This window comes from Enterococcus sp. DIV1067f, assembly GCF_050543505.1.
Classification (GTDB): domain Bacteria; phylum Bacillota; class Bacilli; order Lactobacillales; family Enterococcaceae; genus Enterococcus_D; species Enterococcus_D entomosocium.
On sequence record NZ_CP172940.1, the window covers coordinates 2,695,371 to 2,721,623 of the forward strand.

The 26,253-nt window shown below is 44.9% G+C and carries 23 protein-coding genes; 7 read left to right on the top strand and 16 right to left on the bottom strand.

The genetic code is table 11. The features are described 5' to 3' along the window. Nucleotides 1-120: 120 nt before the first annotated feature. The 5 genes from IGJ42_RS12375 to zapA form a co-directional block, all read right to left on the bottom strand. On the bottom strand, nt 121-2,355 hold the full coding sequence (locus IGJ42_RS12375; RefSeq protein ID WP_430615624.1) for a L,D-transpeptidase family protein: 2,235 nt from the start codon (nt 2,353-2,355) through the stop codon (nt 121-123). A gap of 178 nt (nt 2,356-2,533) precedes the next feature. Further along, nucleotides 2,534-2,848, bottom strand: a complete 315-nt coding sequence (gene trxA / locus IGJ42_RS12380) for a thioredoxin (protein ID WP_005228645.1) — start codon at nt 2,846-2,848, stop codon at nt 2,534-2,536. A gap of 96 nt (nt 2,849-2,944) precedes the next feature. Continuing rightward, nucleotides 2,945-5,308, bottom strand: coding sequence for an endonuclease MutS2 (locus tag IGJ42_RS12385; RefSeq protein ID WP_430615626.1), 2,364 nt, complete (start codon nt 5,306-5,308; stop codon nt 2,945-2,947). A gap of 78 nt (nt 5,309-5,386) precedes the next feature. Further along, on the bottom strand, nt 5,387-5,941 hold the full coding sequence (locus IGJ42_RS12390; protein ID WP_016612652.1) for a CvpA family protein: 555 nt from the start codon (nt 5,939-5,941) through the stop codon (nt 5,387-5,389). Between the two features lie 23 nt (nt 5,942-5,964). Next, nucleotides 5,965-6,405 carry a cell division protein ZapA gene (gene zapA, locus IGJ42_RS12395; protein WP_005228634.1) on the bottom strand — a complete coding sequence of 147 codons (441 nt, stop codon included), beginning with the start codon at nt 6,403-6,405 and terminating at the stop codon, nt 5,965-5,967. 215 nt (nt 6,406-6,620) lie between these two features. Here zapA and rnhC point away from each other — a divergent pair, with 215 nt between their 5' ends. Then, nucleotides 6,621-7,547, top strand: coding sequence for a ribonuclease HIII (gene rnhC / locus IGJ42_RS12400; RefSeq protein WP_430615628.1), 927 nt, complete (start codon nt 6,621-6,623; stop codon nt 7,545-7,547). A gap of 88 nt (nt 7,548-7,635) precedes the next feature. Here rnhC and IGJ42_RS12405 read toward each other — a convergent pair whose 3' ends face one another. Further along, the gene (locus tag IGJ42_RS12405; protein WP_086297807.1) at nt 7,636-8,616 is read right to left on the bottom strand and encodes an ROK family protein; all 981 of its coding nucleotides are present in this window, start codon (nt 8,614-8,616) and stop codon (nt 7,636-7,638) included. Between the two features lie 170 nt (nt 8,617-8,786). Here IGJ42_RS12405 and IGJ42_RS12410 point away from each other — a divergent pair, with 170 nt between their 5' ends. The 3 genes from IGJ42_RS12410 to IGJ42_RS12420 are packed head-to-tail and all read left to right on the top strand — an operon-like array spanning nt 8,787 to nt 10,690. Then, nucleotides 8,787-9,179 carry a VOC family protein gene (locus tag IGJ42_RS12410; protein WP_008380837.1) on the top strand — a complete coding sequence of 131 codons (393 nt, stop codon included), beginning with the start codon at nt 8,787-8,789 and terminating at the stop codon, nt 9,177-9,179. Nucleotides 9,180-9,192: 13 nt separating this feature from the next. Then, on the top strand, nt 9,193-9,834 hold the full coding sequence (locus tag IGJ42_RS12415) for a sugar O-acetyltransferase (protein ID WP_430615631.1): 642 nt from the start codon (nt 9,193-9,195) through the stop codon (nt 9,832-9,834). Between the two features lie 19 nt (nt 9,835-9,853). Beyond that, on the top strand, nt 9,854-10,690 hold the full coding sequence (locus IGJ42_RS12420; RefSeq protein ID WP_430615633.1) for a histidinol-phosphatase HisJ family protein: 837 nt from the start codon (nt 9,854-9,856) through the stop codon (nt 10,688-10,690). 118 nt (nt 10,691-10,808) lie between these two features. Here the strand turns inward: IGJ42_RS12420 and IGJ42_RS12425 are convergent, their stop codons facing one another. The 4 genes from IGJ42_RS12425 to IGJ42_RS12440 all read right to left on the bottom strand — a co-directional run bounded on the left by IGJ42_RS12425 (nt 10,809) and on the right by IGJ42_RS12440 (nt 15,777). Further along, nucleotides 10,809-12,533, bottom strand: coding sequence for an ABC transporter permease/substrate binding protein (locus IGJ42_RS12425; RefSeq protein ID WP_430615635.1), 1,725 nt, complete (start codon nt 12,531-12,533; stop codon nt 10,809-10,811). Then, nucleotides 12,526-13,740, bottom strand: a complete 1,215-nt coding sequence (locus IGJ42_RS12430; protein WP_034872109.1) for a quaternary amine ABC transporter ATP-binding protein — start codon at nt 13,738-13,740, stop codon at nt 12,526-12,528. Before IGJ42_RS12430 ends, IGJ42_RS12425 begins: the two co-directional genes overlap by 8 nt. A gap of 135 nt (nt 13,741-13,875) precedes the next feature. Continuing rightward, nucleotides 13,876-14,529 (bottom strand): GntR family transcriptional regulator, encoded by a 654-nt coding sequence (locus IGJ42_RS12435; RefSeq protein WP_005234303.1) that lies wholly within the window; start codon nt 14,527-14,529, stop codon nt 13,876-13,878. Between the two features lie 54 nt (nt 14,530-14,583). Continuing rightward, a complete protein-coding gene (locus tag IGJ42_RS12440) occupies nt 14,584-15,777 on the bottom strand; it encodes an NAD(P)-dependent oxidoreductase (RefSeq protein WP_430615637.1) in 1,194 nt (397 codons plus the stop codon). Between the two features lie 94 nt (nt 15,778-15,871). Here IGJ42_RS12440 and IGJ42_RS12445 point away from each other — a divergent pair, with 94 nt between their 5' ends. Both IGJ42_RS12445 and IGJ42_RS12450 read left to right on the top strand, forming a co-directional pair. After that, nucleotides 15,872-16,495 (top strand): DapH/DapD/GlmU-related protein, encoded by a 624-nt coding sequence (locus IGJ42_RS12445; protein WP_008380829.1) that lies wholly within the window; start codon nt 15,872-15,874, stop codon nt 16,493-16,495. Between the two features lie 194 nt (nt 16,496-16,689). Next, complete coding sequence (locus IGJ42_RS12450) at nt 16,690-18,228, top strand: AMP-binding protein (protein WP_430615639.1); 1,539 nt, start codon at nt 16,690-16,692, stop codon at nt 18,226-18,228. Between the two features lie 73 nt (nt 18,229-18,301). Here the strand turns inward: IGJ42_RS12450 and menC are convergent, their stop codons facing one another. The 6 genes from menC to menB are packed head-to-tail and all read right to left on the bottom strand — an operon-like array spanning nt 18,302 to nt 25,642. Further along, entirely contained in the window at nt 18,302-19,429 is a 1,128-nt protein-coding gene (menC, locus tag IGJ42_RS12455) for an o-succinylbenzoate synthase (RefSeq protein WP_429968744.1), read from the bottom strand. 15 nt (nt 19,430-19,444) lie between these two features. After that, nucleotides 19,445-20,284, bottom strand: a complete 840-nt coding sequence (gene menH, locus IGJ42_RS12460) for a 2-succinyl-6-hydroxy-2,4-cyclohexadiene-1-carboxylate synthase (RefSeq protein ID WP_008380823.1) — start codon at nt 20,282-20,284, stop codon at nt 19,445-19,447. Then, nucleotides 20,281-21,993 carry a 2-succinyl-5-enolpyruvyl-6-hydroxy-3-cyclohexene-1-carboxylic-acid synthase gene (gene menD / locus IGJ42_RS12465; protein WP_008380821.1) on the bottom strand — a complete coding sequence of 571 codons (1,713 nt, stop codon included), beginning with the start codon at nt 21,991-21,993 and terminating at the stop codon, nt 20,281-20,283. Before menD ends, menH begins: the two co-directional genes overlap by 4 nt. Then, the gene (locus IGJ42_RS12470) at nt 21,986-23,350 is read right to left on the bottom strand and encodes an isochorismate synthase (protein WP_430615642.1); all 1,365 of its coding nucleotides are present in this window, start codon (nt 23,348-23,350) and stop codon (nt 21,986-21,988) included. Before IGJ42_RS12470 ends, menD begins: the two co-directional genes overlap by 8 nt. Continuing rightward, the gene (menE, locus tag IGJ42_RS12475) at nt 23,328-24,827 is read right to left on the bottom strand and encodes an o-succinylbenzoate--CoA ligase (RefSeq protein WP_086316487.1); all 1,500 of its coding nucleotides are present in this window, start codon (nt 24,825-24,827) and stop codon (nt 23,328-23,330) included. Before menE ends, IGJ42_RS12470 begins: the two co-directional genes overlap by 23 nt. Next, complete coding sequence (gene menB / locus IGJ42_RS12480; protein ID WP_005228595.1) at nt 24,827-25,642, bottom strand: 1,4-dihydroxy-2-naphthoyl-CoA synthase; 816 nt, start codon at nt 25,640-25,642, stop codon at nt 24,827-24,829. The genes menE and menB overlap by 1 nt, the downstream gene beginning before the upstream one ends. Before the next feature lie 188 nt (nt 25,643-25,830). Here menB and IGJ42_RS12485 point away from each other — a divergent pair, with 188 nt between their 5' ends. Then, nucleotides 25,831-26,199 (top strand): PaaI family thioesterase, encoded by a 369-nt coding sequence (locus IGJ42_RS12485; RefSeq protein WP_005234285.1) that lies wholly within the window; start codon nt 25,831-25,833, stop codon nt 26,197-26,199. Nucleotides 26,200-26,253 lie beyond the last annotated feature (54 nt).

The following is a 26,253-nucleotide window of genomic DNA, read 5'->3' on the forward strand; positions in this document are numbered from 1 at the left end:
GATTCCTCCATCCCACTAACTATATCACTTAATGATATATTATCGAATGATATAGCCAGCGTCAATCTTTTTTTTTGGAAAATAAAAGCCGTCTCCGTTGACGGAAACGACTTTTGATCATTAGTTAGCAATTTTGACGGGCGTATTATAAGGCATGTTATAGTAAAACCATTTGGCATCCGGCACTGCTAATCGAATACAGCCATGAGAAGCCCGAGTGCCTAATTTTCGTCCTTCAACGGAACTAAAAGCATTGGTGGACCAAGCGATACTCGTTGGGATCGTATGGAATAAATAGACCCCATGGTCTTTAAAGGAACGGTAGTAGGCGGCTCCTGAAAAAGCTAAGCCTTTTTCTGCTTGGATGCGAAAATTCCCTAAAGGTGTTGGTGTATTGAAGGCACCGGTCGAGCAAAGCATCGTATAAATCACTTTATTCCCTGATTTGATATAAACCCGCTGTTTGCTGATGGATACTTCAATATTTAAGTTTTGAACGTTTAATGAAGGATATTTTCCTCCAGTAGTATACATCCAAAAGTTACTATTTACATTTGTGGTTTGATTTTCCTTGACCCAACCGATTCGACCGGCTGGCGAAACGAGATACAGGTAGTTGCCATCACTCGTTTTTGCTAGTTTGGTCGCTTGTGCCATATACCCTTTGTAGGCACTCTTTTTCCCAAGTTTCGTACTATTTGGATCAGCTTTTTCAAAGAAATTGCCATCCCCATTCTTGACGACCACGTAGCGGCTAATGTTGCTTTGAGAGGTGATCGTATGGGCATTAGTCACCCCACTTGCATTGATGTAACCCAGCCACTTGTTATTGAGATAAAGTGAATAGTAGGTGGAGCCGTTGAAATGTTGATATTTCCCAGTAACTTGAATATTCTTGTTCATATAATCAGCGCTGCTGCCTTTTTTCTTCGCAAAAGCTAAATCTTGCCATAAGGTATAATTCTTACTTTTTAGGCGGACTGTGCGTTTTTCACTTTGCCAAGTACCGCCTTGATTGTTGGCAACCGTTGCTGCATCGGCATTTAAGTAGCCGATCCATTTTCCGTTAGCATCATAAAGGGACAAGTAGACACCGCCATTGACATGGTTATATCTTCCTTTTGCAAGATAGGTTTTTCCCGCTAATTTCGTTGTAGTATTTTTCTTACTCGACCAACGGAAATTCCCCCAAATCGTGTAATTTTTCTTGGTCAATGTCACATATTTTCCGTAGGATTGATAGGCACCTTGTGCATCCGTCGTTAGCTTAACACCCGAGGCATTGATATAGCCTAGCCATTTATTGTTATTTGTATAAAGGGAATAGTACGTCGACCCATTCAAGTGACGATATTTCCCAGTAACTTTGACTGTTTTGCCATTTAAAGCGGCTGTCGTTCCTTTCTTCGCTGTCCAATTAAAATTTTGCCATAGCGTATAATTCCCGCTGATGATCGTGGCATATTTTGATTCAGACTGCCATGCACCACCAGGAGTTGTCGCTAACTTAACACCGGCGGCTTTTATCCAACCGATGAGAACATTTTTATTTGAATACAATGCGTAATAGGCTACGTTATTATTCGTCGTGAATATTTCTTTGATTTCAAAGGTTTGACCATTAATGCTTGAAGAGGTGCTCGTTTTTTTATCTAAAAACACATCTTGCCAAATCGGTTCTTTCGCACTTGTGATGGTTGCATATTTCTTCTCGGTTTTGAAGGTTCCGCCGGCAACTTTCACTGCTGCTTCTGCTACGACACCGATAACCTTTTGATCGTCGCGAATTTCAAGATAGGTCTGCTTATCGGTATCTTGATACCGTTTGACACTACGGTATACCTTGCCAGCTAATTCATCGATCGTTCCTTGTTCGATCAATTGGCCATTTTCTAAACGGTAAAGGATTTTGTGTGTTTCTGGATCCGTTGCTACGACCGGCTTGATTTTTACATATTGGTTTTTATCTGCAACTGGTTCAACATCAATGTTCCCAAGTTCTGGTTCTTCCGAAGTTTCTTCCGTCGATTGAGTAGATGAGTCTTGGGTGGCCTCGGTCTGACTGGTCTCAGTCGTAGCCGTGCCAGTACTTGACGTTGTTTCTGATGAAGAGGTAGACGTTGATGAGGACTCTGTTGTCGAACTTGACTCTATACTTTCAGTGCTGGCCTCTTGAGATGATGCTGCGCTTTCTTCTGAGAAACTTTCTGACGTAGTCTCTTGCGCAGCGAAAGAAGCTGTTGTCGAATCTCCTTCATTTGCTGCATAGACTTGTGTGATCGTTCCTACGATGGGTGCGACCAGTACCCCAACAATCGCAACGCCTTGAAATAACCCGCGTTTCAACTTTTTCATTTTTATTCCCCCTTTAATCCTATTTTGGTATCACTTTCTTACTATATAAACGAGATATTTTTTAGTGCCACTCCCCACTTTAAGTATACCACTGCCGAAAGAAATATCTAAAAAAAACCTCCCAAAAACAAAAAAGCAATAGCCTCTTTCGGCTATTGCTTCAAAAACACTTATTCTATTACATATGTTCCGCAACTAAAGCTTTCAATTGATCTTTTGTATGCACCCCAATTGCTTTATCAACGACTTGACCGTCTTTTTTCAACAACAAAGTAGGAATAGACATGATCCCGAATGAAGCAGGTGTTTCAGGATTTTCATCCACATCCATTTTCACGATCTTCAATTCGTCTTCCTCATATTCATTCGCTAATTGTTCCAAGATCGGTGCTTGCATACGACAAGGGCCACACCAAGTTGCCCAAAAATCAATAAGGACTAAGCCTTTATCGGTTTCTTCTGAAAAAGTTTTATCGGTTATTTCTTTTGCCATCGTACTTCCCCTCCATTTTTAAAACTAAAAAAAGTATACCACGTATCGGAAGTTTTTTAAAATCGTCTGCTTACAAAAGGTAAGGGTTCTTAACGTTTAGTTAAACTTCACAATGGTCGCTCCATTGCCCCCTTGATTTGCTGGCGCAAATTCAAAACTTTTCACCGAGCGATGATTTTTTAGGTAGTCAGTGATCCCTTGACGCAATGCGCCAGTTCCTTTACCGTGAACGATCGTCACCTGCGGATAGCCTGCCAAAATTGCTGCATCCAAATACTGATCCACTTCATTGAGGGCTTCTTCGTACCGCTTGCCGCGTAAATCCAACTGATTGACCACTGGACTGCTGTCAGCAGAACGAATCGTATTAACGATACGCTGTGTAGGCTCCTTCACTGGCGCTGCTGGTTGGAGATCTGTTTCTGGCAAATTCATTTTCAGAATGCCGATTTGGACTTGCCACTGATTTTTACCGGCTTTTTTCAACAGTACCCCACGCTGCCCATAAGAAGTTACGAGTACCTCGTCTCCTTCTTTCAGCGTCTTGGCTGCTTTGGCTTTTTGCAGAACCTTGTTTTTTTGCAGATGTTCTTCTTGCTGCAGTCCTGATAGCTTGGTGCGCGCGTCGATCAGTTCGTGTTCTTTGACCTTCGTTTGACCGCCGGCTAACTGCATTTTACGAATATCGGCAATGATTTTTTCAGATTCCTCTTTAGCCTCTTCTACGATTTGATTGGCTTTTTGACGGGCTTTTGCCAATTCTTTTTCGCGTTCTTCAAAGAAATAACTGTAAGCTGCTTCTAATTCTTGGTGCAAGCGGGCTGCTTCTTTTACATGATGACGAACTTCCAGATACTCGGTTTCCGTCATTTTTCTTCGATTTTCTAAATCAGCGATCATTTCATTCAGGTCTTGGCTTTCTCCGTCCATGATCTCTTTGGCTTGATCAATGATCGTCTCTGGCAAGCCAAGTCTTTTCGAAATCTCAAACGCATTGCTTCGCCCCGGAACCCCGATCAACAAGCGATAGGTCGGACTTAAGGTATCGACATCAAACTCCATAGAGGCGTTGATCGTATTGGATCGGTTATAGCCATAAACTTTCAATTCTGGATAATGGGTCGTCGCCATGACATAAGCCGACTTAGCCCCAAGTTCGTCCAAAATCGCAATTGCTAGTGCTGCCCCTTCTTGGGGATCGGTCCCAGCACCTAGTTCATCAAAAAGCACCAGACTTGTTTCGTCGACTTTTTTCAACACATCAACGATCGTTGTCATATGTGAAGAAAAGGTCGATAGACTTTGCTCAATGGATTGTTCATCACCAATGTCCGCAAAAATCTCATTGAAGATCCCCATTTGGCTTTCTTCTTCTGCCAAGATTGGTAAGCCGGCTTGGCCCATGATCTGCAATAGCCCTAATGTTTTTAAGGTGATGGTTTTCCCGCCGGTATTCGGCCCAGTAATGACAACAGCTTGATAGTCTTTTCCAATCGTAATATCGTTAGGAACGACTTTTTCTTGATCGATCAATGGATGACGTGCTTGTTTAAAAAAGACATGGTTATCTTGATTGATCGGTGGTACGATTGCCTTCATCTCTTTCCCAAAACGAGCCTTGGCATTCATGAAATCCATAATTCCGATCACATATGCATTATGGAGGATCTCTCTTTGGTACGGAGCTAACTCTGCTGATAATTCCGCCAAAATACGAGTGATTTCGTCCCGTTCCGCAATTTGATGCTGACGCAAGCGGTTATTTTGTTCCACTACTTGTTTCGGTTCGATAAACAAGGTTTGACCAGATGAACTTTGGTCGTGAACCACGCCGCCGAAAACACCTCGGTATTCTTGTTTGACTGGAATCACATAACGCTCATTTCGCATGGTTACGATCGTATCACTTAGATACTTTGCATTGCCACCTCGGACGATGCCATCCAATGTCTCACGGATCGTCCGTTCTGCTCGTCGGATCGATTGACGAATTCCCCGAAGTGCTGGAGAGGCATCGTCTGTGACTCGGCCATCCTCATCGATAGCTTCTTTCAAGCGACGATTCAAGGTTGGTAAAGAAACCAGCTGTTCTTCCCAGTGATACAAGCGGGAAAATTCAATCTCACTTTCAGACAAATCAGCAAAAAAGCGTTTCAATTCCTGCGTAGTTGATAAGACGCGGGCAACTTGTGCCAATTCAACGCCGTTTAAATCTGCGCCGATTTCGATCCGTTTCATTTGGGGACGAATATTCTCAATTTTTGGTACAGGGATTCCGCCTCTTAAACGCTGGATCTTGATCGCGTCTTCTGTTTCTGCTAGCCAAGAGGAAATGACTTGCGCATCACTTGATGGCACAAGCTTTGCTAAGGCTTCTTTTCCTTGGGCTGTTACGATATACTGACCGATTTGACTCTTTACTTGTTCAAATCCTAAAACATCAAGGATCTTAGTATTCATTCTTTTCTCACCTGCTTTGTTTTAACTTTTTGTTCCTAAGAAAAAGGCAGAATGGCTCTGCAACCATCTGCCTGCTTTTTACCCAATCACATCTGTGATCCACAATCGATAGAAGTAATCTGAGAGAATCGGTGACCGATCAACGATGAAATTCGCAGTTCCGCTCGTTTCAAACAGATTTTGAATCGTGGCAAACGGGATCATTGAGAGAATCATGAAAAACATATACAAATTGATATACATCAAGATGACATTCAAAACACCCGCAACTGCCCAGTCATAGCCGCCTAAAAAACGTAGGCGTTTGTAACGCAAACTGTCTGCAAAAATCACTAATAGTTTGGTGATCAGCCAACCAGCAAAGAGTACCATCACAAAAGCAATGGCCGCATAATAGGCTTTGTCTAAATCTAAAGCCAGTTCCATATCGTAGTATTTTAACTTTGAATCCGCCGTTACTGACATATAAGGAACATAGAGCTCAATTTTTTTCGCAATTTCTTGGTAATTCGCAACTGCAAAGAAAAAAGAGAGCAAATAGCCCAAAACTGAGACCAATTGTAAACTGGTTCCGCGCCGCGCGCCGCCGTAAAAGGCTGCCAACAACAAAACCAAGACAAATAATCCAATCATTTAGGAATCCTTTCTACGCCGCACTACCCATGGGCTGTCTTTTCTTGAATTTTTCGTTTCCTTTGTTCATTTAAGATCTGTTGTGCTTCCACATGATTATGGATCTCCACATCACTGCGACCTGTCTCATCGAGAACTTTCCGTGCTTCGGATTCGATTGCTTCGATCCGCTTGATGCGATTCTCAAGCTCCGTTGCTTTAATGGCTTGTCCCCGCAACTCGTCCACTTTTTTTTGTAGGACCAAAAGCTGTTCTTGTTTTTTCAGCTGGTCGGAAACAGCGTTGATCGCTAATAAGATCGACGCTTGTTCTTGATCGGTTTGTGGCGATAATTGCATGATCTCAAGCAGTTGGTCATTGACCAATCTTGTCACCATATCCATGTGTTCTTTGCTTTCGCGTCCAATAATCGTGTAACTTTGATTCGCGATAACTGCTTTATAGCGTTTCTTTTGCTCCGTCATAGGAATATTCCTCCCATTGCTTACATTCTGCTCTATTCTATCACTTATTGAACATGTGTCGCAAACTCTTAACTATTATACGTGATTTTCTTATGAATTTCCATGCCAATCGTTTGTTTGCTGATCGTCTTAGTAAAAAAGAATAAGAAGTATGGTAAAATCTTAAAGTATCCTTTTGTCTACCTAAGAAAAGACAAAAAAACAGGAGGAATCAAATGAGTACGATCGTTATCAAAGTACCAACTTCAACTATCAAAAAGATGCAGCAATTTTACCAACGAGAACTGCTGGCTAAGAAAGTTCCTTATACAGTGTTTGTCGCCAAAAAAGGGCCAACGACGATCACTGCTTATACGTCTGGAAAAGTCATGTTTCAAGGAGCGACTGCTGAAAAAGAAGCTTCCTTATGGGGCGATACGGCAAGTGCTGTACCGGATAAGAAAAAAGCGACTGTTTCAACCACTGCGTTGCCAGCAGGATTTAGCGAAAAAAGCGTCGTCGGCAGTGACGAGGTCGGCAACGGCAGTTATTTCGGTCCTTTGGTGGTCTGTGCCGTCTATGCCAAAAAAGAGCAATTGCCACAGCTGAAAGCCTTAGGTGTCAAGGACTCAAAAATGCTGACAGATCCAGAGATCCGTAAGATGGCGCTGAAAATCAAAGAATTGGTTCCTTACCAATTGCTCACTGTTACACCCAGCAAATACAACGTGATCCAACCAAAATACAACACGGTCCGAATGAAAGTTGCTTTGCATAATCAAGCCATTCGTTTGCTTTTGCAAAAGATTGCTCCTGAGACACCAGATGCCATTTTGATCGATCAGTTCACAAGCGAAAAAAATTATCGCACTTATTTAAAGTCGGAACAAGCAGCGGTTACCGAAAATCTCTATTTTGCGACGAAAGGTGAACAATATCATCTAGCAGTAGCGGCAGCCTCTATTTTATGTCGTACAGTCTTTTTGGATGAATTAGATGCAGCCTCTAAAGAAGTCGGTTTGCGCTTGCCTTCTGGCGCCCACGCAGCTGCTGACCAAGTTGCCGCAAAATTACTGCAGCAAGGTGGCATAGCACTATTGGGCAAATATGCCAAACTGCATTTTGCGAATACCGAAAAAGCACAGAAACTCGCTAAACTGTGAGTTCTCGTATTTTCAAAAAAACTGCCACTGCTTCTGATAAAGGAAGCAGTGGCAGTTTTTGTCCTCAGTACCAGTTGAATGCTGCGAATCAAAGCCCTAAGCCCGCTGCTTCGATTCCCATCGTGATCAACCCAGCCAAATAGTTTTCTGAAAACCGATCTGAAAAGTGTAACTTTGGTAAGACGCCATAATGAAACACTGCTGCCAGCTGCTTTTCCAAAAAAGAGCGCGGCACAAGCGCCTGCCACTCAGAGGGCAAAAACAAAATGACTTGATGCGGGTCCGTGACTGCCACGATCGCTTGAAGAGTGGCAGTCACTTGCTCTTGGATCGCCTCTGTTGCCAAAGGGTAAGAAACTTTGTAAAGATGCGGCAAATGCTTGATTTCGCCACTTAAATGGTTGGCTCCTTTAAAGAGCTGTTGGTCGATGACCAGTCCCGCACCTGGCGGATAATTTTTCGGAAAATAAATGCCAGCCACGATTTTTTTCTCTTCTTTGAAATGGAATACCGCTGCATTCACGTCATTCTCAATAAGCGTTTTTACCGCGATCTCCTTTTCAATCAATTCCCCTAGCGCCATGTCCTTAAATGCTGGAGCATCCATGATCTTCAGTCTTCCAGCAATTTCCACACCAGGAATTCCCACGACTGCCAAGCTGATTTTCGGGTATTCCTGTTTTATCTGACGAATCACTTGCAAGAACTGCGGCAATCGGCCCTCTGCTGACTGCTCATGATGCAAAATGTTCCCGACGAGATCGACGACTGAAAAACGAATCACGATCTGCTGGTCTTCTTCGATAAACTGAATGATCAACAACAGTGTCCGTTGCGCATTGTACTGGTAAGCCGCAGCTTGACGTCCTCCCGTTCGTTGCGGTTGATCCGTCGTCAAAAGCAACTGCTTTTCTATCAATTCAGGAAGCAGCTTGTTGATCGTTACCACGCTTAATTGAGAGGCATCTGCCAGTTGGCGCTTGGTCATAGGCGCTTGCTGCTGTTTTAGCAAATCCAGCAATACTGCCTGATTATGTAATTTAATGGTCGTTGGCTGATAAGCTTTCATTTTTCTCCCCCTCAACGCTCCTATTTTAACAGATAAAAAGCTGGGAATACACCTTTATTAATTTTGTTAACAAAGGTATAATAGAAGCAACTTATTAAACAAAGTTTACTAAGTTCAAAAAGGAACGAAGAAAGAACGACGCATGTTGCTTATTAAAGGAGTTGTCAATAATGAAAATTGAACACATCGCACTATATGTCAATGATTTAGAAAAAATGAGAACATTTTATGAAACCTACTTTCAGGCGGTCAGCAACCAAAAATATCATAATCCGAAAACAGGCTTTCAGTCCTATTTTTTGACCTTTGATTCTGGAAGTCGGTTAGAATTAACGACCAAGAAATTTTTAAGCCCTCGTGTCAGTGAGAGCTTAGGCTACACTCACCTTGCGATTGCAGTAGGTGATCAAGCTGACGTTGATCGATACGCTCAACGGTTTGTTGAAGATGGCTACCCTCTTTTAAATGGTCCTCGTACGACAGGCGATGGCTATTATGAAGCAGTTGTCCAAGACCCCGAAGGCAATTTGATTGAATTAACCACCGACGATTTACCGTCTTAGAAAGGATTTTGCAATGAAAGAAGATTTTGATTATCAAGCGATGTTGGCTGGTCAACTGTATCAAGCTGCCGGTATTCTCCCTGAGAATGGCTCAGTGGAGGGGAAAAAACGTGCCCAGGAAATCAACCTTTTACCAGTCGATGACCGAGAAGGAATCATCGCCAAAGAAAAAGCACTCTTTGGCAAATTTGGGCAGCATTGCTTTGTCCAACCACCCCTTTTTGTCGACTATGGTCGCCATGTTGAGATTGGTGATCACTTTTATGCCAATATGGATTGCATTTTTTTAGATGTCAATAAGATTCTGATTGGTGATCATGTGATGGTGGGACCACGGGTCAGCTTCTACACAGCCGGCCATCCGATCGATTCTGTGGTCCGCAGTCAAGATTTGGAATTTGGCCTACCGATCACCGTCGAAGATTACGTTTGGATCGGAGGCAATAGTACGATTTTACCAGGTGTCACGATCGGCAAACATGCCATCGTCGCTGCTGGTTCCGTCGTCACAAAAGATGTGCCGCCGAATACGATCGTCGGCGGCAATCCAGCCCGTCTGATCCGTGAGATTCAGCCGACTGACAAAGAGCATTGGGAAACGGCCGCCCAGCTTTATTATCAAAAACGAGCAGACTGGCAGAAGCAGCAAAAATAACGAAACAAAAGGAGACGCCATGATTTTTACAGACTATCACGTTCATAGTGATTACAGCGATGATTCTTGGTATTTGATGGAAGATGTAGTCAAAGACGCCATTAACCTAGGCTTAGCAGAAATCTGCTTTACCGATCATGTGGATTATGGGGTCAAAGAAGACTGGCAAGCGACGGATGCGTACCTCGTCGGAGCCAATAAAGTCGTAAAAAATGTCTACTACGACTTGTATTTTACCGAACTGGCACGCTTAAAGGAAACATACAGTGACCAAATCAAGCTAAAAACTGGGCTGGAATTTGGGATGCAAATGCACACGATCCCACAATTTACCCGTCTTTATCATTCGCATCCCTTTGACTTCATTTTACTTTCCGTTCATCAGGTAGACGATCAAGAATTTTGGACTGGAGAATTTCAAAAAGGACGCAGCCAACAGGAATGCTACGAGCGCTATTATGATGAAATGTATCAGGTAGTCACGACATATAAAGAGTATTCTGTCTTAGCCCATATGGATTTGATTCGTCGTTATTTAGATAAAGAGAAGGACGCTTTTAAACAAACGAAAGAACAAATCGCAGAGATCTTGAAAGTCGTGATCAAAGATGGCAAAGGCATTGAACTGAATACCTCTTCCCACCGTTACGGAATCAATGGGTATACGCCATCGATCGAGATCCTCAAGCTTTATCGTGACTTGGGGGGAAGCGTGCTAACCATCGGCAGCGACAGTCATAAACCAGAGCAGCTCGGGTTTCAAATCAAAGAGGGACAAGATCTTTTACGATCATTAGGATTTACTGAACTCTGTACGTTTGAACAGATGCAGCCGATTTTTCATCGTTTTGCTTAACCTGCACAAAAGCTCCGTCTTTTGCAAAAATTATCCCCTCGTCTTTCGTCATGAATCTAAGTATTTTAAACAACAAAAAGAACGACCGCTTCAATCTGCGGTCGTTCTTTTTTAGAAATTAGTTCGTCCAAGCAGCAACTTCTTCTGGGTGATTGGCTACCCAATCTTTGGCTGCATCTTCGGCTGACGTTCCGTCATTGATTGCTAACATGACTTCTTCCATGTCTTCTTGTGTCCAGTTGAAACGATCAAGTACTTCGTAGACTTCTGGCATGTCATCTGCTAATCCTTGGCGTACAACAGTGTTGATGCTTTCTGCTTTACCCATTGTTCCTTCAGGATCATCCAGATATTTCAGATCATATTTCGCAAACATCCAATGTGGAGACCAACCAGTAATAACGATCTCATCTTGGTTCTTGATGGCTTGGCCCAATGCCACTGTCATCGCTCCTGAAGAAGAGGTAGCGACATTCCAATCTGAAAGGTTGTCATACGTCGCAACCGTATTTTCCGCTGCATTTACGACACCAGCGCCTGGTTCGATACCAGTGATGGTTTTGCCAGCTTCGTCAGAAAGGTCTGCGATGGAATCTACATCCATATAGCTTGGTACAACGATCCCCAGTTTTGCCCCTTCTAAGTTAGGACCCAAGTTCTCGACTTGGTCTTGGTACTGTTCATACTGGGATTGATGCGTAGATGGCAGCCAAGCAGCAACCATCCCGTCAACTTCCCCTTTTGCCACCGATTCCCACATGATGGCATTATCCAAAGGTGTCGTATTGACTTCGTAGCCCATTTGCGACAAAACTTCTGCCACCACATGGGTAGATGCAACTTCCGTATCCCATTCGACATACGCCAAGTTCACCGTGCCTTTGCTGTCAGAAACATTTCCAAAGGCAAACGATGCGCCAATTAAAGCAACGACTGCCGCTGCAGCAATCCCGCCAAAAAGACGTTTTTGTTTGCGACTTGTCTTGCTGGCTGCTTTTTGATGTGCCGAACGATTCAAATTCTGGGTAAAGCGATCCATGATGATCGCCAAAATAACTAAGGATACCCCACTGACAAATCCGTTACCGACTTGTGCTCGTTGCAAGGCGGACAAGACGCCGCGCCCTAACCCAGGAGCACCGATCATTGACGCGATCACGACCATTGATAATGCCAGCATCGTCGTTTGGTTGACCCCAGCCAAAATAGTACTTTTGGCTAGTGGCAATTCTAATTTGATCAGTTTTTGCCAGCCAGTCCCCCCGAAGGAATCAGAGGCTTCTACCAATTCACGTGAAATTTGGCGAATCCCTAAGTTCGTCATCCGAACGGTTGGTGGTAGAGCAAAGATCACTGAGGCGAAGACCCCTGGAACCATCCCGATCCCAAAGAAAGCAACCGCAGGAATCAAATAAACGAAACCAGGCATCGTTTGCATAAAGTCTAAGATCGGCGTCACGATACTTTGCGCTTTTTCGCTTTTCGCCATTAAGATCCCTAGTGGAATCCCAATGATGATCGAAACCAAACTTGACAACAAGACCAACGTGACGGTGTTCATCAAGTCTGTCCATAACCCTTGGTTATAGATGAACAGCAACCCGACAAAAGTAAAAGCTGGCAAGCCAAATTTTTTGCGTGAAACGAAAAAGGCAGCAGCCGTCAATAAGACGATCATTAATAACGGTGGTACAAACAGTAATACATTTGTAATAGCGTCCATGATAAATTGTCCGAAAGACTGTAAGGCTGAAAACAATCCACTGAAAGTTCCTGTTAGCCAATCAGTAAAGTTTTCGACCCAATCAGCTACCGGAATCGTATGTTGTAAGAAATTATCCATTTGTCACTACCCCTTCCTCTGCTTGAACGGCTGAATCGGTCTCAGCCAACGCTTCAATCACGCTTCCGCGGATCACGACTCCGATCAAACGATCGTTTTCTACCACGGCTAAAGGTGTAGGCGAATCATAGATCAAATTGAAGATATCCGTTACCAGCATATCTTTATCGATCTTTTTAACATTTTTATCAATAACTTCCTTCAAGGTCAGATTGTTTTTCCGTGCCTCACGAGCAGACTCGGCTGTCAAGCTTCCTTTTAGGTGACGACGTTTGTCGACGGCTAACAGCATGCTGACTTCTTCTTTCCGCATCCGGTTCAATGCTACGCTTGGTCCATCGATCTCGATGTTCGTCGTCAATGCTGGAACCATGATGTTTTGCGCAGTCAAGACTTTGGAACGATCGACATCTTCCACGAAATCACGCACATATTGGTTGGCAGGATTCGTCAAAATATCTTCTCCTGTACCGATCTGCATGATCTGACCATCTTTCATTAAAGCGATCCGGTCACCGATCCGCAAGGCCTCGTTCAAATCATGGGTGATAAAGATAATCGTTTTTTGAACATTGGCTTGCAATTCTAAAAGTTCATCTTGCATTTCACGGCGAATCAGCGGATCTAATGCTGAAAAGGCCTCATCCATCAAGAGGATCTCTGGATCATTGGCTAACGCACGGGCAAGTCCCACACGCTGTTGCATCCCTCCAGACAGCTGGTCAGGGTATTGGTCTTTAAAAGAAAGCAATCCTGAGTTTTCTAACGCTTTTTCCGCTTTCGCTGTTCGTTCTTCTTTCGAGACCCCACGGACTTCTAGTCCGTATTCTGTGTTCTCTAAAATTGTCCGATGAGGGAAAAGGCCAAAGCTTTGGAAAACCATGTTGATTTTGTGACGGCGAACTTCTCGTAGTTCCTCTTTACTCATTTTGGCAACATCCACGCCATCTATGTAAATATCTCCGCCAGACGGCTCGATCAATCGATTCAATAGTCGAATCAATGTTGACTTCCCGCTTCCAGAAAGGCCCATGATGACGAAAATCTCGCCTTCGTTGACTTCAAAGTTCACATCATAGACCCCGACGGTGGCACCCGTTTTTTCTAAAATCTCGTTTTTGCTGCGTTGTTCTTTGACCATGGCAAGAGCTTGCTGCTTTTTCTTACCGAAGATTTTGGTTAAGTGTTCCACTTTAACTTTACTCAAATGATTAATACTCCTTTTTCTGAAAAATTTCACGAAAGTGACCATACTATCTTAACAAGATGTGGTCACTTTGTCAAAAAAAATTTCCCAATGCTTTTTCTTTTGCAAAAAAAGCATGGGAATCAGGAAAAAGAATTACGCTGAATGGTCCGTTGGATAGAAGAAATTGGTCATGCGCTGCAACGCCAGTTCATTTCCGACAAAATAAATCGTATTGCCTGCACTGAATTTCGCATAAGGTCCTGGTGACAACAACAATTCTTCGGTTGTTTGGATTGCGATGATCGTCGCCCCTGTGGCTTGCCAAATATTCAATTCATTGATACTTTTTTCCAAATGCTGCGCTTGTTCCGTCAACTGAAGTTCAAAGGGCACAAACGGACTCATATGGTGTACCTTTTTGGTCTGCTGCACTAACGTGTTCAACAAGTCAGAAAAATTATCCAGCTCTTGCTGCTGCCGCTCCACACTGTCTAAAATGTCTTGTCTGATTTCTTGGATCGACTGCACATCTTGGTATTGTTCAACAAAGGCCTGTGCTTTTTCCTTTGAAGCAATATAGGCGCCGCTGCCATGACGGACATCCATGATTTCTAAATCAACTAATACATTGATCGCTTTGCGGGCTGTTTCAGGAGAGACATTGAAATTGCTGGCTAACGTTGAGCGCGCATGGATCTTTTGCCCAACTTGGTAGCGATTTTCAACGATTCGTTCCGCGATCGCCACGGCAATCTGCTGATAACGAGGCAAAGCGACCTTCTTTTTATCTTGAAACTTATTCGTCATGATGAACTTCCTTTACTTTTTTTTCATCATAACAAGAAACATTGTTGGTGGCAACTATTCACTGGTTCGCGAATTTTTGATCAAGCGGGCACGGATGACCGCTGTTTCTTGCTGTATCTGCTTCTGTAGATCTTGCAGCAGTATTTCATTTGTCTCATCAAGATCAATCAAGGTATAGGCGACTCCGGCTTTTCTCTCACTCGCCAAATTATCGATATCTACGCCTGCTTCAGAAATGATCCGCAATAGCGGGGCAAAAGCACCAGGCTTGTCGTGATAAAACAGCGCCAAGCGATACGGTGCCAAAAAAGGCAACTCTGCATGAGGAAAATTGACCGATTCTTGAATCGTCCCAGCGCGCAAATAGGCATGCATGCGATCAAAAACTACGTGATCCCCCTTTTCCAAGGCATTGGTAGTACTGCCGCCGATATGCGGATAACACAACACTTTCTGTTGTCCGATCAAGCCGGCACTAGGAAAGTCGGTGATGTATTGTTTGAGCTGATTTTTGGCTAGTGCTTCTAAGACGGCTGCTTCTTCCACGATCTCCCCGCGCCCAAAATTCATCAACACTGCATTTTTTTTCATCTGCTGAATCGTTTGTCGATTCAGCATGCCTTTGGTTTCCTGACTTAAAGGGAGCAAAACCACTACAAAATCTGATTCGGCCAACAGTACGTGCAAGTCACTGACTTGTTCGTAATCGTGTGCCGCTTTTTTCGTACGGGCATAGCCGAGGACTTCCATCCCTAGCTGATGACAGGCTTTTGCCACCCGTTCACCGATCTCTCCTAAGCCTAAAATACCGATGGTTTTTCCAGCTAATTCTTCGCCGATCACTTCTTTTCGCCGTTCTTCAGCTACCTTCAACACATCTTCTGCTTCAATTTGACCTGACGTTACCTCTTCTTGCAAATCGGCTACCGTCTGGATGGCTTTGAATAAGGGGCGAACGCTGAGAAACAAATTGGAGAGCACCAATTCTTTGACTGCATTGGCATTGACACCGGGACTATTGAAGACTACTGTGCCATTTTGAGTACACCGTGCCAAATCGATCGTATTGGTGCCTGTTCCTGAGCGAGCGATCACAGCTAATTCTGGTGTGATCAATTCGTTAGGAACCGTTGAACTGCGTACAAACAGCGCCTCTGGGGCCGCTTGATTTTTTAACGAGTATCCTTTTTTGATTGCTCGCTTACCTATCGTTTCGGTCATCTTATCTAACTGATAAATCGTCTCCATAAAGCAGACCTCCTTTTGTCTTTAGTGCGTATTAGTCAAATAGTACAAAAAAGTGCGGTAAAATGATAGCAATACGCAAGAGAGGATGATTACTATGCACCTATCGATCACAAATTTTCCAGATGAACAGCCGATCGTTGGCAAAGACTCGCAGCTTCAAGACACAACTTTAGGAGACTATGTCGAAATTGGCGAAGCCAATCACATTGATCATTCTTCCATCGGCAATTATACCTATACGGGGCAATATTGCTTTATTCAGAACAGTCAATTAGGACGTTTTATCAGTATCGCAGCGATGGTCCGCATCGGCCCCACCAATCATCCCTATGAACGCCCTAGTCAGCATCTTTTTGCCTATAATGGCGAAGGCTATGGATTTGCGCCAAAGGACGAGTCCTTCTTAGAAAAACGCAAAGCAAAAACGACCGTCATTGGCAATGATGTCTGGATCGGCCACGGTGCCGTGATCCAATCTGGTTTGACCGTCGGTGATGGTGCCGTGATCGCCTCAAACGCAGTCGTAACCAAAGATGTGCCGCCTTATGCGATCGTCGGCGGGGTTCCAGCAAAAGTGATCAAATACCGCTTTGATCCAGAAACGATCACTGCTTTACAAGAAATCGCTTGGTGGAATTGGAGTCGTGCAGAATTAGAAGCACGCTATCTGGATTTCCGGCTCCCAATCGAAGATTTTATAGTAAAATACACCCGTTGATTATGCGCTTTTTCCGCTTAGTACGAGGAATGAATGATAACACATCACAGTCATTCATTCTTCGAAAGTCTTTGAGGGAAGGATTTTTTAGAAATAAATAAAAAACACTGAAAATCTATTGTATCGAGAAATTCCTGTGCTAAAATGGAGAAATCAAATGAAGTTTTTCACGAACTTTTAAAGGAGTGTTCTATTTGACCATTTTAGACTATCGTCCATTAAATCTTTACACCAATTACCGAGAAGCTGCCGAGGCATTTCCTGACACAACCATCATCCACGATGAAGTGCTACCAGCATTTCCTGAACTTGGCTATCGTAGTGCCTACCGTTCGAGTCATGAAATGATTTTAAAACGTGCTTACCAACTTGCTGCACTAGGCGTGCAAGCCGGCGATAAAATCATCCTTTATAAATCTTCAAAATTCGATACCTATTTATTAGCAACGGCTGCTTCTTACCTTGGCGCAGTGCCTGCTATGATCTCTTACCATTTCCCTGCTGAAACCATCGAAGTGTTTGTGGATCGCTTAGAAGATCCATTCATCTTATTTGATGAAGAAACCGAAGGCCGCGTCGCACAAGTGAAAAATAGCAGTACTGACAAACAGATTGCTGTTCGTCATCTGCTGCAACAACCAGCGGAACCAGTGGCCCAAACTGAGTTACCAGTGGATCAAATTTCTTATATGACCCACACTTCTGGAACAACGGGTATTCCAAAATTGATTTGTCATTCGGCAAACTCCATGGGCTGGCGGACAAAATGGCAAAAAACGATCTTCACCAAGATTGATCGCACCAAGGCAGACTCTGATTTAATTGCGTTCCATATCTCACCGGTGCACTCCCGCTTCAATATCGGCATCTCATCCTTGATGGCGATGGGCTTTCCGATGATGCCATTAGCCAATGCCAACGGCGCTCATGTCGTAAGCATGTTAAAAGAATATCCACCAATCGCTTTGGAAACTCATCCAAACAATTTTGTCCAATGGAGCTTTGTGGCAAAAGAACAACCAGATGCTTTCGCCAATATTCGCTATTACCATTCAACCTTTGATGCCATCAACAACCAAACAATGGCCACTTTTTTAAATACTTCAGCAACAAAAGAAGCAATCTTTTTGCAAGTCTATGGTCAAAGTGAATGCGGGCCAATGATCCTAAAAGCACATACCTTAGAAAGCATCGCTACCAACGATGCCCGTGATATGGGTGTTGGTCTAGAGGACTTAACGAGAGCACGGATCGCCGATGCAGAGGGCAACGAGCTGCCAGCCAATACCGATGGGCACATCCATTTCCTTTCAAAAGGACGCGCGTTGACCTATTATAAAGAAGATCAGCGTTTTGCTGACAATGTCTATGGCGCTTGGTGGGACAGTGGTGACTACGGCATGATGGATGATCAGGGACATCTTTACTTAAAAGACCGTCAAGTGGACTTGATCAAAAATATTGAAAGCAATCTTGCTTTGGAAGACCTTTTGCTGGATCATTTAGACTTCCTTGCCGAAGTTGTGATCGTTCGCGACAAAGAGAACTCACCACAACCTATCATTGCTTTAGCGCCAAATCGTGAAATGGATTGGGATGCTTGGTGGAAAATGGTGGAAGATCTCCCTCACCTCAATCAGCCAATTTTACGCGACTACGAAGATATCCCACGAACAGCAACCATGAAAGTTCAACGACTACAAATTGAAAAAGAATTCAAAAACGCAGACTAAAACAAAAGAAACGGCCAGCAGATTTCCCTGCTGGCCGTTTCTTTTGCTTTCGCTGTGTTTTTTTTCGCTGCGGTTATTCTTTCGCTGACCGTTTTCTTGAGTAGATACGTTCTTTAGATTGCCCATATTGACTTAGCTTTGTTTCAGCTAATGTGATACCAAAGCCCTTTCCATCAGGTACCAGCAGCTTTCCTTCATGCAAAGTTGCAGGCTGTGTAATGACATCATCATAAAAGTAACGGTCAGAAGCGGAAAGGTCCCCGGGAAAATGGAAAATATCTTGACTCGCAAATTGCAAATTCATGGCTCGTCCTACACCAGACTCAAACATGCCGCCTAACCAAACGAGTAGTCCATGGGTTTGACATCGATCAAGGATTCGCAAAGCTTCGGTGATCCCACCGACACGAGGGATTTTCAGGTTGATCGCACGGCAGCTGTCCAGTGCTGCGACTGTATCGACGTCTTCTGCCGTTCGAATATCTTCATCCAAACATAGAGGCGTCTTCATCTGTCGCTGTAGCTGACTGTGCCCCACCAGATCTCGTACCTTAAGGGGTTGCTCGATCATCACCAAGCCTAAGTCATCAAGTGCCAAAATGCGTTCAGGCTCATTTTGATAGGCCCCGTTCGCATCTGCCATCAAAAGCAATTCTGGAAAGGCTTGTCGAATCGCTCGCAAGGGTGCCACATCTTGCCCCGGCTTGATTTTTAACTTGATTCGTTGATACCCTTGGGCGACATAAGCGGCAACAAGAGCCATTAGTTTTTCGACAGAGTCGTGTATGCCGATACTAACGCCAACAGCGACACTCGGTCGGGTCGCGGTATACAGCTCTTTCACACTTTGATGCGTTTGCTTGCCATATAGATCCCAAATTGCTGTTTCCAAAGCCGATTTTGCCATGTAGTTTCCTTGGACCGTTTGAAACAATTGCCAAACTTCTTGCGGATGCTCGATCTCCTGGTCAATCAATAATGGGATCAGTGCTGTTTCAATCACTTGTCGAGCAGAAAAGAGGGTTTCTTCAATGTAATCTGGCTGCTCAAAAGCGACCAATTCACCGATGCCCACCGTTCCCTCCTCTGCAGTCACCAAATAAAGATCAAAGGCTTTTTCTGTTAATTGTCCGTAACTTGTCACAAAGGATTGTTTGAGGGGCAAGCGACAGGCGATGCGTTCAATTTTCTCAATCTTCATTGCGTTCTCTCCTTGTCAATCAGCTGACTGTGGCCTCGATCCTTTTACAAACCATTGATCGATTTCATGACGAACCTGTGTCGGCTGTTCTAAATGGATACAATGTCCAGCATTAGCAACGACTTTGATGGTCATCTCTGGTTGCAGCTGCTTCATTTGGTGGGCGATTTTCCGAAACTTTAAATCTTTTTCCCCCGCTAAATAAAGAATTTCACAAGCTAGCTGCGGAAGTGCCGACCAACAGCTTGGCTGTTTGCCAGTACCACCGTAAACCAAGCTTACTGCCAAGCCAAATTTATTTTGCTGCAAGCGTCCTTGCCGTACAGCAGCCTGCTGCACTAAGGGCAGCTCCTTTTGACTAGCAAACAACGGCAGTTCTTGCCAGTAATCGACAAAATCGACCAAAGGCTCCCTTAGTAAGCGCAATCCTAAGCAGCGATCGTGCCGCTGACGAGCGAGTCGTTCTCCTGGATCAGCCAACCCGGGGGAACCACTCTCAAGCAAAAGATGGGTCACTGCAGCTGGTTCCTTGACTGCCCAGACAAGTGCGATTCGTGCCCCCATCGAGTAGCCATAAAGACCATAGCGTTCAATCCCTAACTTCGCTAAAAGCTGTGCGAGATCCTCCACCAGTAAAGGAAGTTCATAACGCATGGGATGGACATAAATCGATGACCGTCCATGTCCAATCAAGTCGACAGCCAATACATTATAAGAACCTTCCTCTACAAAAACCGGTCGAAAACTTTCCGAAGAACCCGTGAAGCCATGCAATGCCACAAGGGTTGGTAAGGCTGGTCGGTAAGGTTGCAACCACTGATAAAAATAACTGACACCATTTATCGTGTCCCTCATTGCTGCGCTCCCGCCTCGCTAAACTGCTGTTGCAGTGCTTGCCAAGTATCAACCGGATCTTTTTGCTCACCCTTCACTTCGATTATTTGAAAGCACGGCTGTTGGCTTGTTTCCGTTAAAATCGTTTGAAACTCTAGCAAAGAGGTCGGTGTGTGCCAATCTGCCTCATATAAGGCCGCCACTTTTTGAAACTCAAGGTCTAACGGCGTGCCAAAGAGCGGGACAAAGTCGTTTGGTTCTAAGGTGTTTTGTGACAAAAAGGAAAAGATCCCACCACCGTTATTATTCAGTAAAATGATCGTTATTGGCAATTGATACTGACGCAGTAGTTGTAGGCCGTTCATATCATGGTACAACGCTAAATCACCAATCAACAAGTAGGTAGACTTTTGACTGGCGGAAGCAATCCCAGCTACGGTCGAGACAAGGCCGTCGATCCCATTGACGCCCCGATTTCCATACACTCGATAAGTGGAGGAAGTTTTGCTGCCGTAGCGATCAAAGAAACGGATCGCATTGCTGTTTGCCAAAAGAATTTGCGCTTCTTCAGGTAGACATTGTTGGAGCATGCGCACAGCGCTGCTCTCATCCCATTGTTTCAACTGCGGACTTGCAGCAATCACCTGATCTGCCCGCGCTTGAAGTGCTTGCCATTGTTGTTGCCACGCCGTATGTTTGACGATCGGCAACTGGGTGATGGCCGCCACGAAAGTGCTGATCGCTGCTTCGATCAAATAGTTTGCCCGATGCAGCTGATCTTGCCACTGCCCCGATGGATCAACAAAGAGCCACGTCGTCGTATCCGCTGCTTTGTTCAACCATAATAGGACATTTTTAGTGACTGGTAAGCGACCAAAACGCACGACCACTTCTGGTTGGAAGGCAGAAGTCAATTGCGGGAAAACAAGATCGGCTTGACTGATAAATGTTCCTACTTTGGTACCGGCTGTCGCCAGATTGGTCAATGGATCGCCGACAATCGGCCAGCCTAATTTCTCTGAAAAAGCCAGCAACTGCTGCGCTTCTTCGATCGTAAGGCTTTCTCCAGCAATCAGAATACCTTTTTTATCAAAGTAAGGGGCTAGCTGGGTGATCATCTCTGCTGACAGCTCTTGTTGTGGTGCCAGATAGCTCACGTCTTGCTGAATACTGCATTGGCGACTAAAGTCAGGCAACAGCGGCTCCCGTAATGGAAAGTTGATTTGGACCGGGCCTTTCGGCTGTTTTTGCGCTTCGATCGTGCAAGTTGTAGCTTGCCAAAAACTATAACGCAACAAAGCAGGATCGTTTTCTGGCACCGTCATCTCTACCATCTTTTTGACGTGAGAGGCATACAAATTCTGTTGGTCCATTGCTTGTGGCGCCCCAACGCCCCGCAGTTCTGGCGGGCGATCAGCCGTTAAGACGATCAATGGCAAGTTGGTGGCCTCTGCTTCACAAATTGCTGGATAATAATTGGCTGCTGCAGTTCCAGAGGTACACAGTAAGATCGTCGGTTGGAGATCAACTTTGGACATCCCTAAAGCAAAAAAAGCAGCCGAACGTTCATCGACAGCCACCATACAGGTGATCTCAGGATCACGATGCAATAGTAGCGCCAATGGCGTTGAGCGTGAACCGGGACTAATAACCGCTCGCTTCGCACCCGCTGCTTTTAGTCCTTGGATTGCCGCTAATAAATAGTCTGTCATGACTGTCTGGTTATTCATCTCCTAAGATCCCTCTCCTCATCGGTTGAAATTTTAACCGTGTTTCTTGACGTTCGGATTCCGCATCTGAATCGGCAACGATCCCACAGCCTGCATACAGCGTTGCTTGATTGCCGCTAAAGAATCCTGAGCGGATGGCCACTGCAAACTCGCCAATATCTTCTTGAATACCCAACCAACCGATCGGTCCACCGTACATCCCTCTGCTGGCTGGTTCATGGGTACGAATCCAAGAGACGGCTGCTTCTTTCGGTTCTCCCCCCAATGCTGGGGTCGGGTGTAGTTTTTGCACGGCGCTCAGAAAGTTGACTCCTGCTTTTCTTTGCCCTGCTAAAGGAACAAACAAATGCTGAATGTCACGATTTTTGATGACGGAGCGGGCTTCTGATTGAAAACCGTCAGCTAACAAAGTAGCCAATGCCGTTTCCAAGCGATCGACAACTACTTGATGTTCATGGGTATTTTTTGCGTCCGCTAAGAGGGCTTGTGCCAGTGCCTCATCTTCTTCTTTGGTTTGGCCTCTTGGCGCGGAACCTGCGATACTTACCGTTTCAAACTGATCGACAGTTGCTTTTAGCAAGCGTTCTGGCGTCGCACCAGCAAAAACATGGCCCCCATGTTCGATGGCAAAAAGATAGGTATTCGGCTGCTGTTGCGCCAACCGTTGCAACACCCCAGCACTAATGATCGACTGCTTCGTTTCTATCTTCATTCTCCTGGCCAGAACCACTTTTTTCAACGGTGTTTCAGTCGAGCGAATGGCTGCCACTGTCTCTTCGACCGCTTGCAGCCATTGGGGCACCTCTAGTTCCTCTTGTGCCTGAAAAGCAGGCGTTTCTGCTACAAGACTCTTGTCCGGGTTGGCATTCAACCAGCTTGCGACTTTTTCCTGTAAGGCAGCGACTTTTTGTTGTCGTTGTTCCTCGGAAGAAGCGGCTACTGTATAAACGACGCCACACTGATCATCAGTTTTGCTGACCAGTATTTCTGGCAACGCAAAGAGACCGGCACCTAGCTCAGCCCAATCCTGACTGACTTCTGCCTGTTCATCAAAAGCAAAACCACCAACCAACTGCGCCTGCAAAGGTGCCTCTGGTTGATAATGGGCTTGCTTTAAGAGAGAGCGGACTTCTGAAAAGTCTGCAAGTTTGGGTTGCGAAAAAGTGGCTAACCAACCCAACCCTACCAGACTAGTCGTTTCATCAGGGGTACGCCAGAAATAGCGTTCCCCTTGATATTCTTGTGCCGCTGCATAAAGAGCCAGTAAGTCACACCTTTTTAAAGGCTGATACTCACTCAAATAGGTTTTCCCGGCAGCGATCGCTGCTTCATAATTACTTGATGATTTGCTGTTCAATGTAGTTCACTCTTTCTTCACTCAGCAATAGCCGTTTTAAAAGTTTGCCGCTTGCTGTGCGCGGCATTTCTCGCACGTGATAAAAACGGCGCGGAAATTTATAATGGGCGATCTGCCCTTCTAATGTATCCAACAAGGCTTGGAGTCGGACGGACTCATTTAACGTTAAATAAGCCGCGACAGATTGTCCCCACTCCTCGTCTGGTTCCCCCACCACAGCTGCCTCTTTGACCGCTGGATGCTGCAACAAGGCTTGCTCCACTTCTGCAGGATAGATGTTTTCTCCACCAGATATGATCAGTTCGCTTGCACGACTGACTACATACAAAAAGCCCTCTTGATCAAGATACCCTAGATCTCCTGTGGCAAACCAGCCCTCTTGATCCCACTGCTGTGGACTGCGATCGTTTAAGTAACGGGTCGTGATCGCCGGTCCTTGCAGTTGGATCTCTCCGATCGACTGGGTACTTTCAGCAGTCTGATGATCTGCCATTTTCGCATCAACCGCAATTCGTAAATGGACACCTTGCAGGGGAACCCCTGAGGAGCCGATTTTTTCTGAAGCTTTTTCTGGCGGCAATGCCACCACTTGTGAACAGGTTTCTGTCATCCCATAGGATTGGATCACAGAAAGCTGTTTTTGCTGGCATTTTTCCAATACACTTTTGGCAATCGGACCGCCGCCTAGCAGTACATAACGCAACGAATCAAAGCCTTGTTGGGGCACCAACGGCAGCAAATCTGTCAACATTTTCGCCACCAAAGAAACGATCGTCCCTTTTCCTGCCTCAAGATCTTTCGCCATTTCTCCAGCATCAAAGCGCTCATACAAACGAACACTCATTCCAAGTCGCAAGGAACGCAAGAGAATTGATAATCCACTGATATGATACAGCGGAACTGCACAAAGCCAACAATCCTCACTAGTGATCGTTAAGTTCTTTTGAGTCGCTTCGGCACTTGCTAGATGATTCCTAAAGGTTTGCGGCACACCCTTGGGATTGCCCGTCGTACCGGATGTATACATAATCGAAGCTACTTGTTCTGCTTGATAGATTGCTTTATTAGGAACAAACGAAGGATCAAAAGAACTGGCAAGAGCCTTCGCCTGTTCCATCGCTTGTCCAAAGGTCAGGCTGCGAACACCCGGGACCGCTGCCTGATCCGCCGTGATCACCCAGTCGCAGTGGGCATCTTGTAATTGGAAGGTGATTTCAGCGGCTGTCAATCGCGTATTCAACAGCTGGACTTCGATCCCCAACTCCCACAATGCAAGGATCGTAAAGACCATTTCAGGGGAGTTATTGCTAAAAAGGGCTACCCGGTTTGGCAGAACAACGAATTGGGCTTGATAATAAGCAGCATAAGCATAAACCTCTTTTTGCAAGGCAGCAAACGACCAGCTTTTTTCATGCCAATAAAAAGCTGGTCGTTCTGGATGAAGTTGTGCTTGCCTTTGCAGCCAACTCCCAGTCATTATGGGAATTTAGGGAATTGGTCGAAGTCTGGTTGACGTTTTTCTTTAAACGCGTCACGACCTTCTTTGGCTTCATCCATCGTGTAATACAATAAGGTCGCATCGCCGGCCAATTGCTGAATGCCAGCTAATCCGTCCGTATCGGCATTCATTGATGCTTTGATCATACGTAACGCCAACGGGCTCTTTTGCAGCATCGTTTCGGCCCATTCCATCGTTTCATCTTCTACTCGATCAAGAGGAACGACTGTATTGATCCAGTTCATCGCCAATGCTTCTTCGGCAGTATATTGTTTTGTCATGAACCAAACTTCCTTGGCTTTTTTATGTCCGATCGTCCGTGCAAGATAGCCCGAACCATAGCCACCATCAAAACTACCGACATTTGGTCCTGTTTGACCAAATTTAGCATTGTCAGCGGCAATCGTTAAATCACAAACTAATTGTAAAACATTCCCGCCGCCGATCGACCAGCCTTTGACCATGGCGATCACCGGTTTTGGCAACGTGCGGATCAAGCGTTGCAGATCCAATACGTTTAAGCGAGGAACCTGATCTTCCCCAACATAGCCACCGTGACCACGGACTTTTTGGTCTCCGCCTGAACAAAAGGCTTTGTCGCCGGCGCCTGTCAAAATAATCACGCCGATGCCTGGTTCATCGCGACTGATTGAAAACGCATCAATCATTTCAAACACCGTTTTTGGTGTAAACGCATTGTGGACTTCTGGGCGGTTGATCGTGATTTTCGCCACTTTTCCATGTTGTTCAAATAAAATTTCATCGTACTCTTTTAAGGTTTTCCATTCTCTCATTACTTGTTCCTCCTCAATTCACATAGCTCTATTATACACATATCTAGTCGCTTTTCGTTAGAAATTGCTTTGGTTAAGGGAATTTCTTAAGACTTCTCCCCCTGTTGCCGACTTTCTGAGAACTTCGGCTATTTCTAACAAAACTCGTGCTATAATCATGGTAACTTTCTTAGAAAAAGGAGCTAAAAATGAACTTACTAGAAGCTTTAGAAATCGAAGTAGAAGCAGCAACAGCCGATTTTGTTCGTTTACGGATGCCAATCAAAGAACAGCACAAACAGCCTTTTGGTCTCGTTCACGGTGGCATTAACGGCGTTTTGATCGAGACTGCCTGCAGCATCGGCGCCAATCAAGCTTTGGCTCAAGAAGAAGCCTTCGCCGCCGGCGTTGACCTACAAGTCAACCATCTAGCCGCCGCTCAAGAAGGAACCCTGATCGTAGAAGCTAGTCCTGATCGTATCGGCGCTCGTATCCAAACTTGGCAAGCCACTATTTGGTTAGCTAGCGGGTTAAAAACAGCCGTTGGTCGCTGTACCTTGACGACAGTGCGCAAATAATTCTTTTCGCTCCTGTGTTGTAAACACGGGAGCATTTTTGGCCTGCTTTGAAGA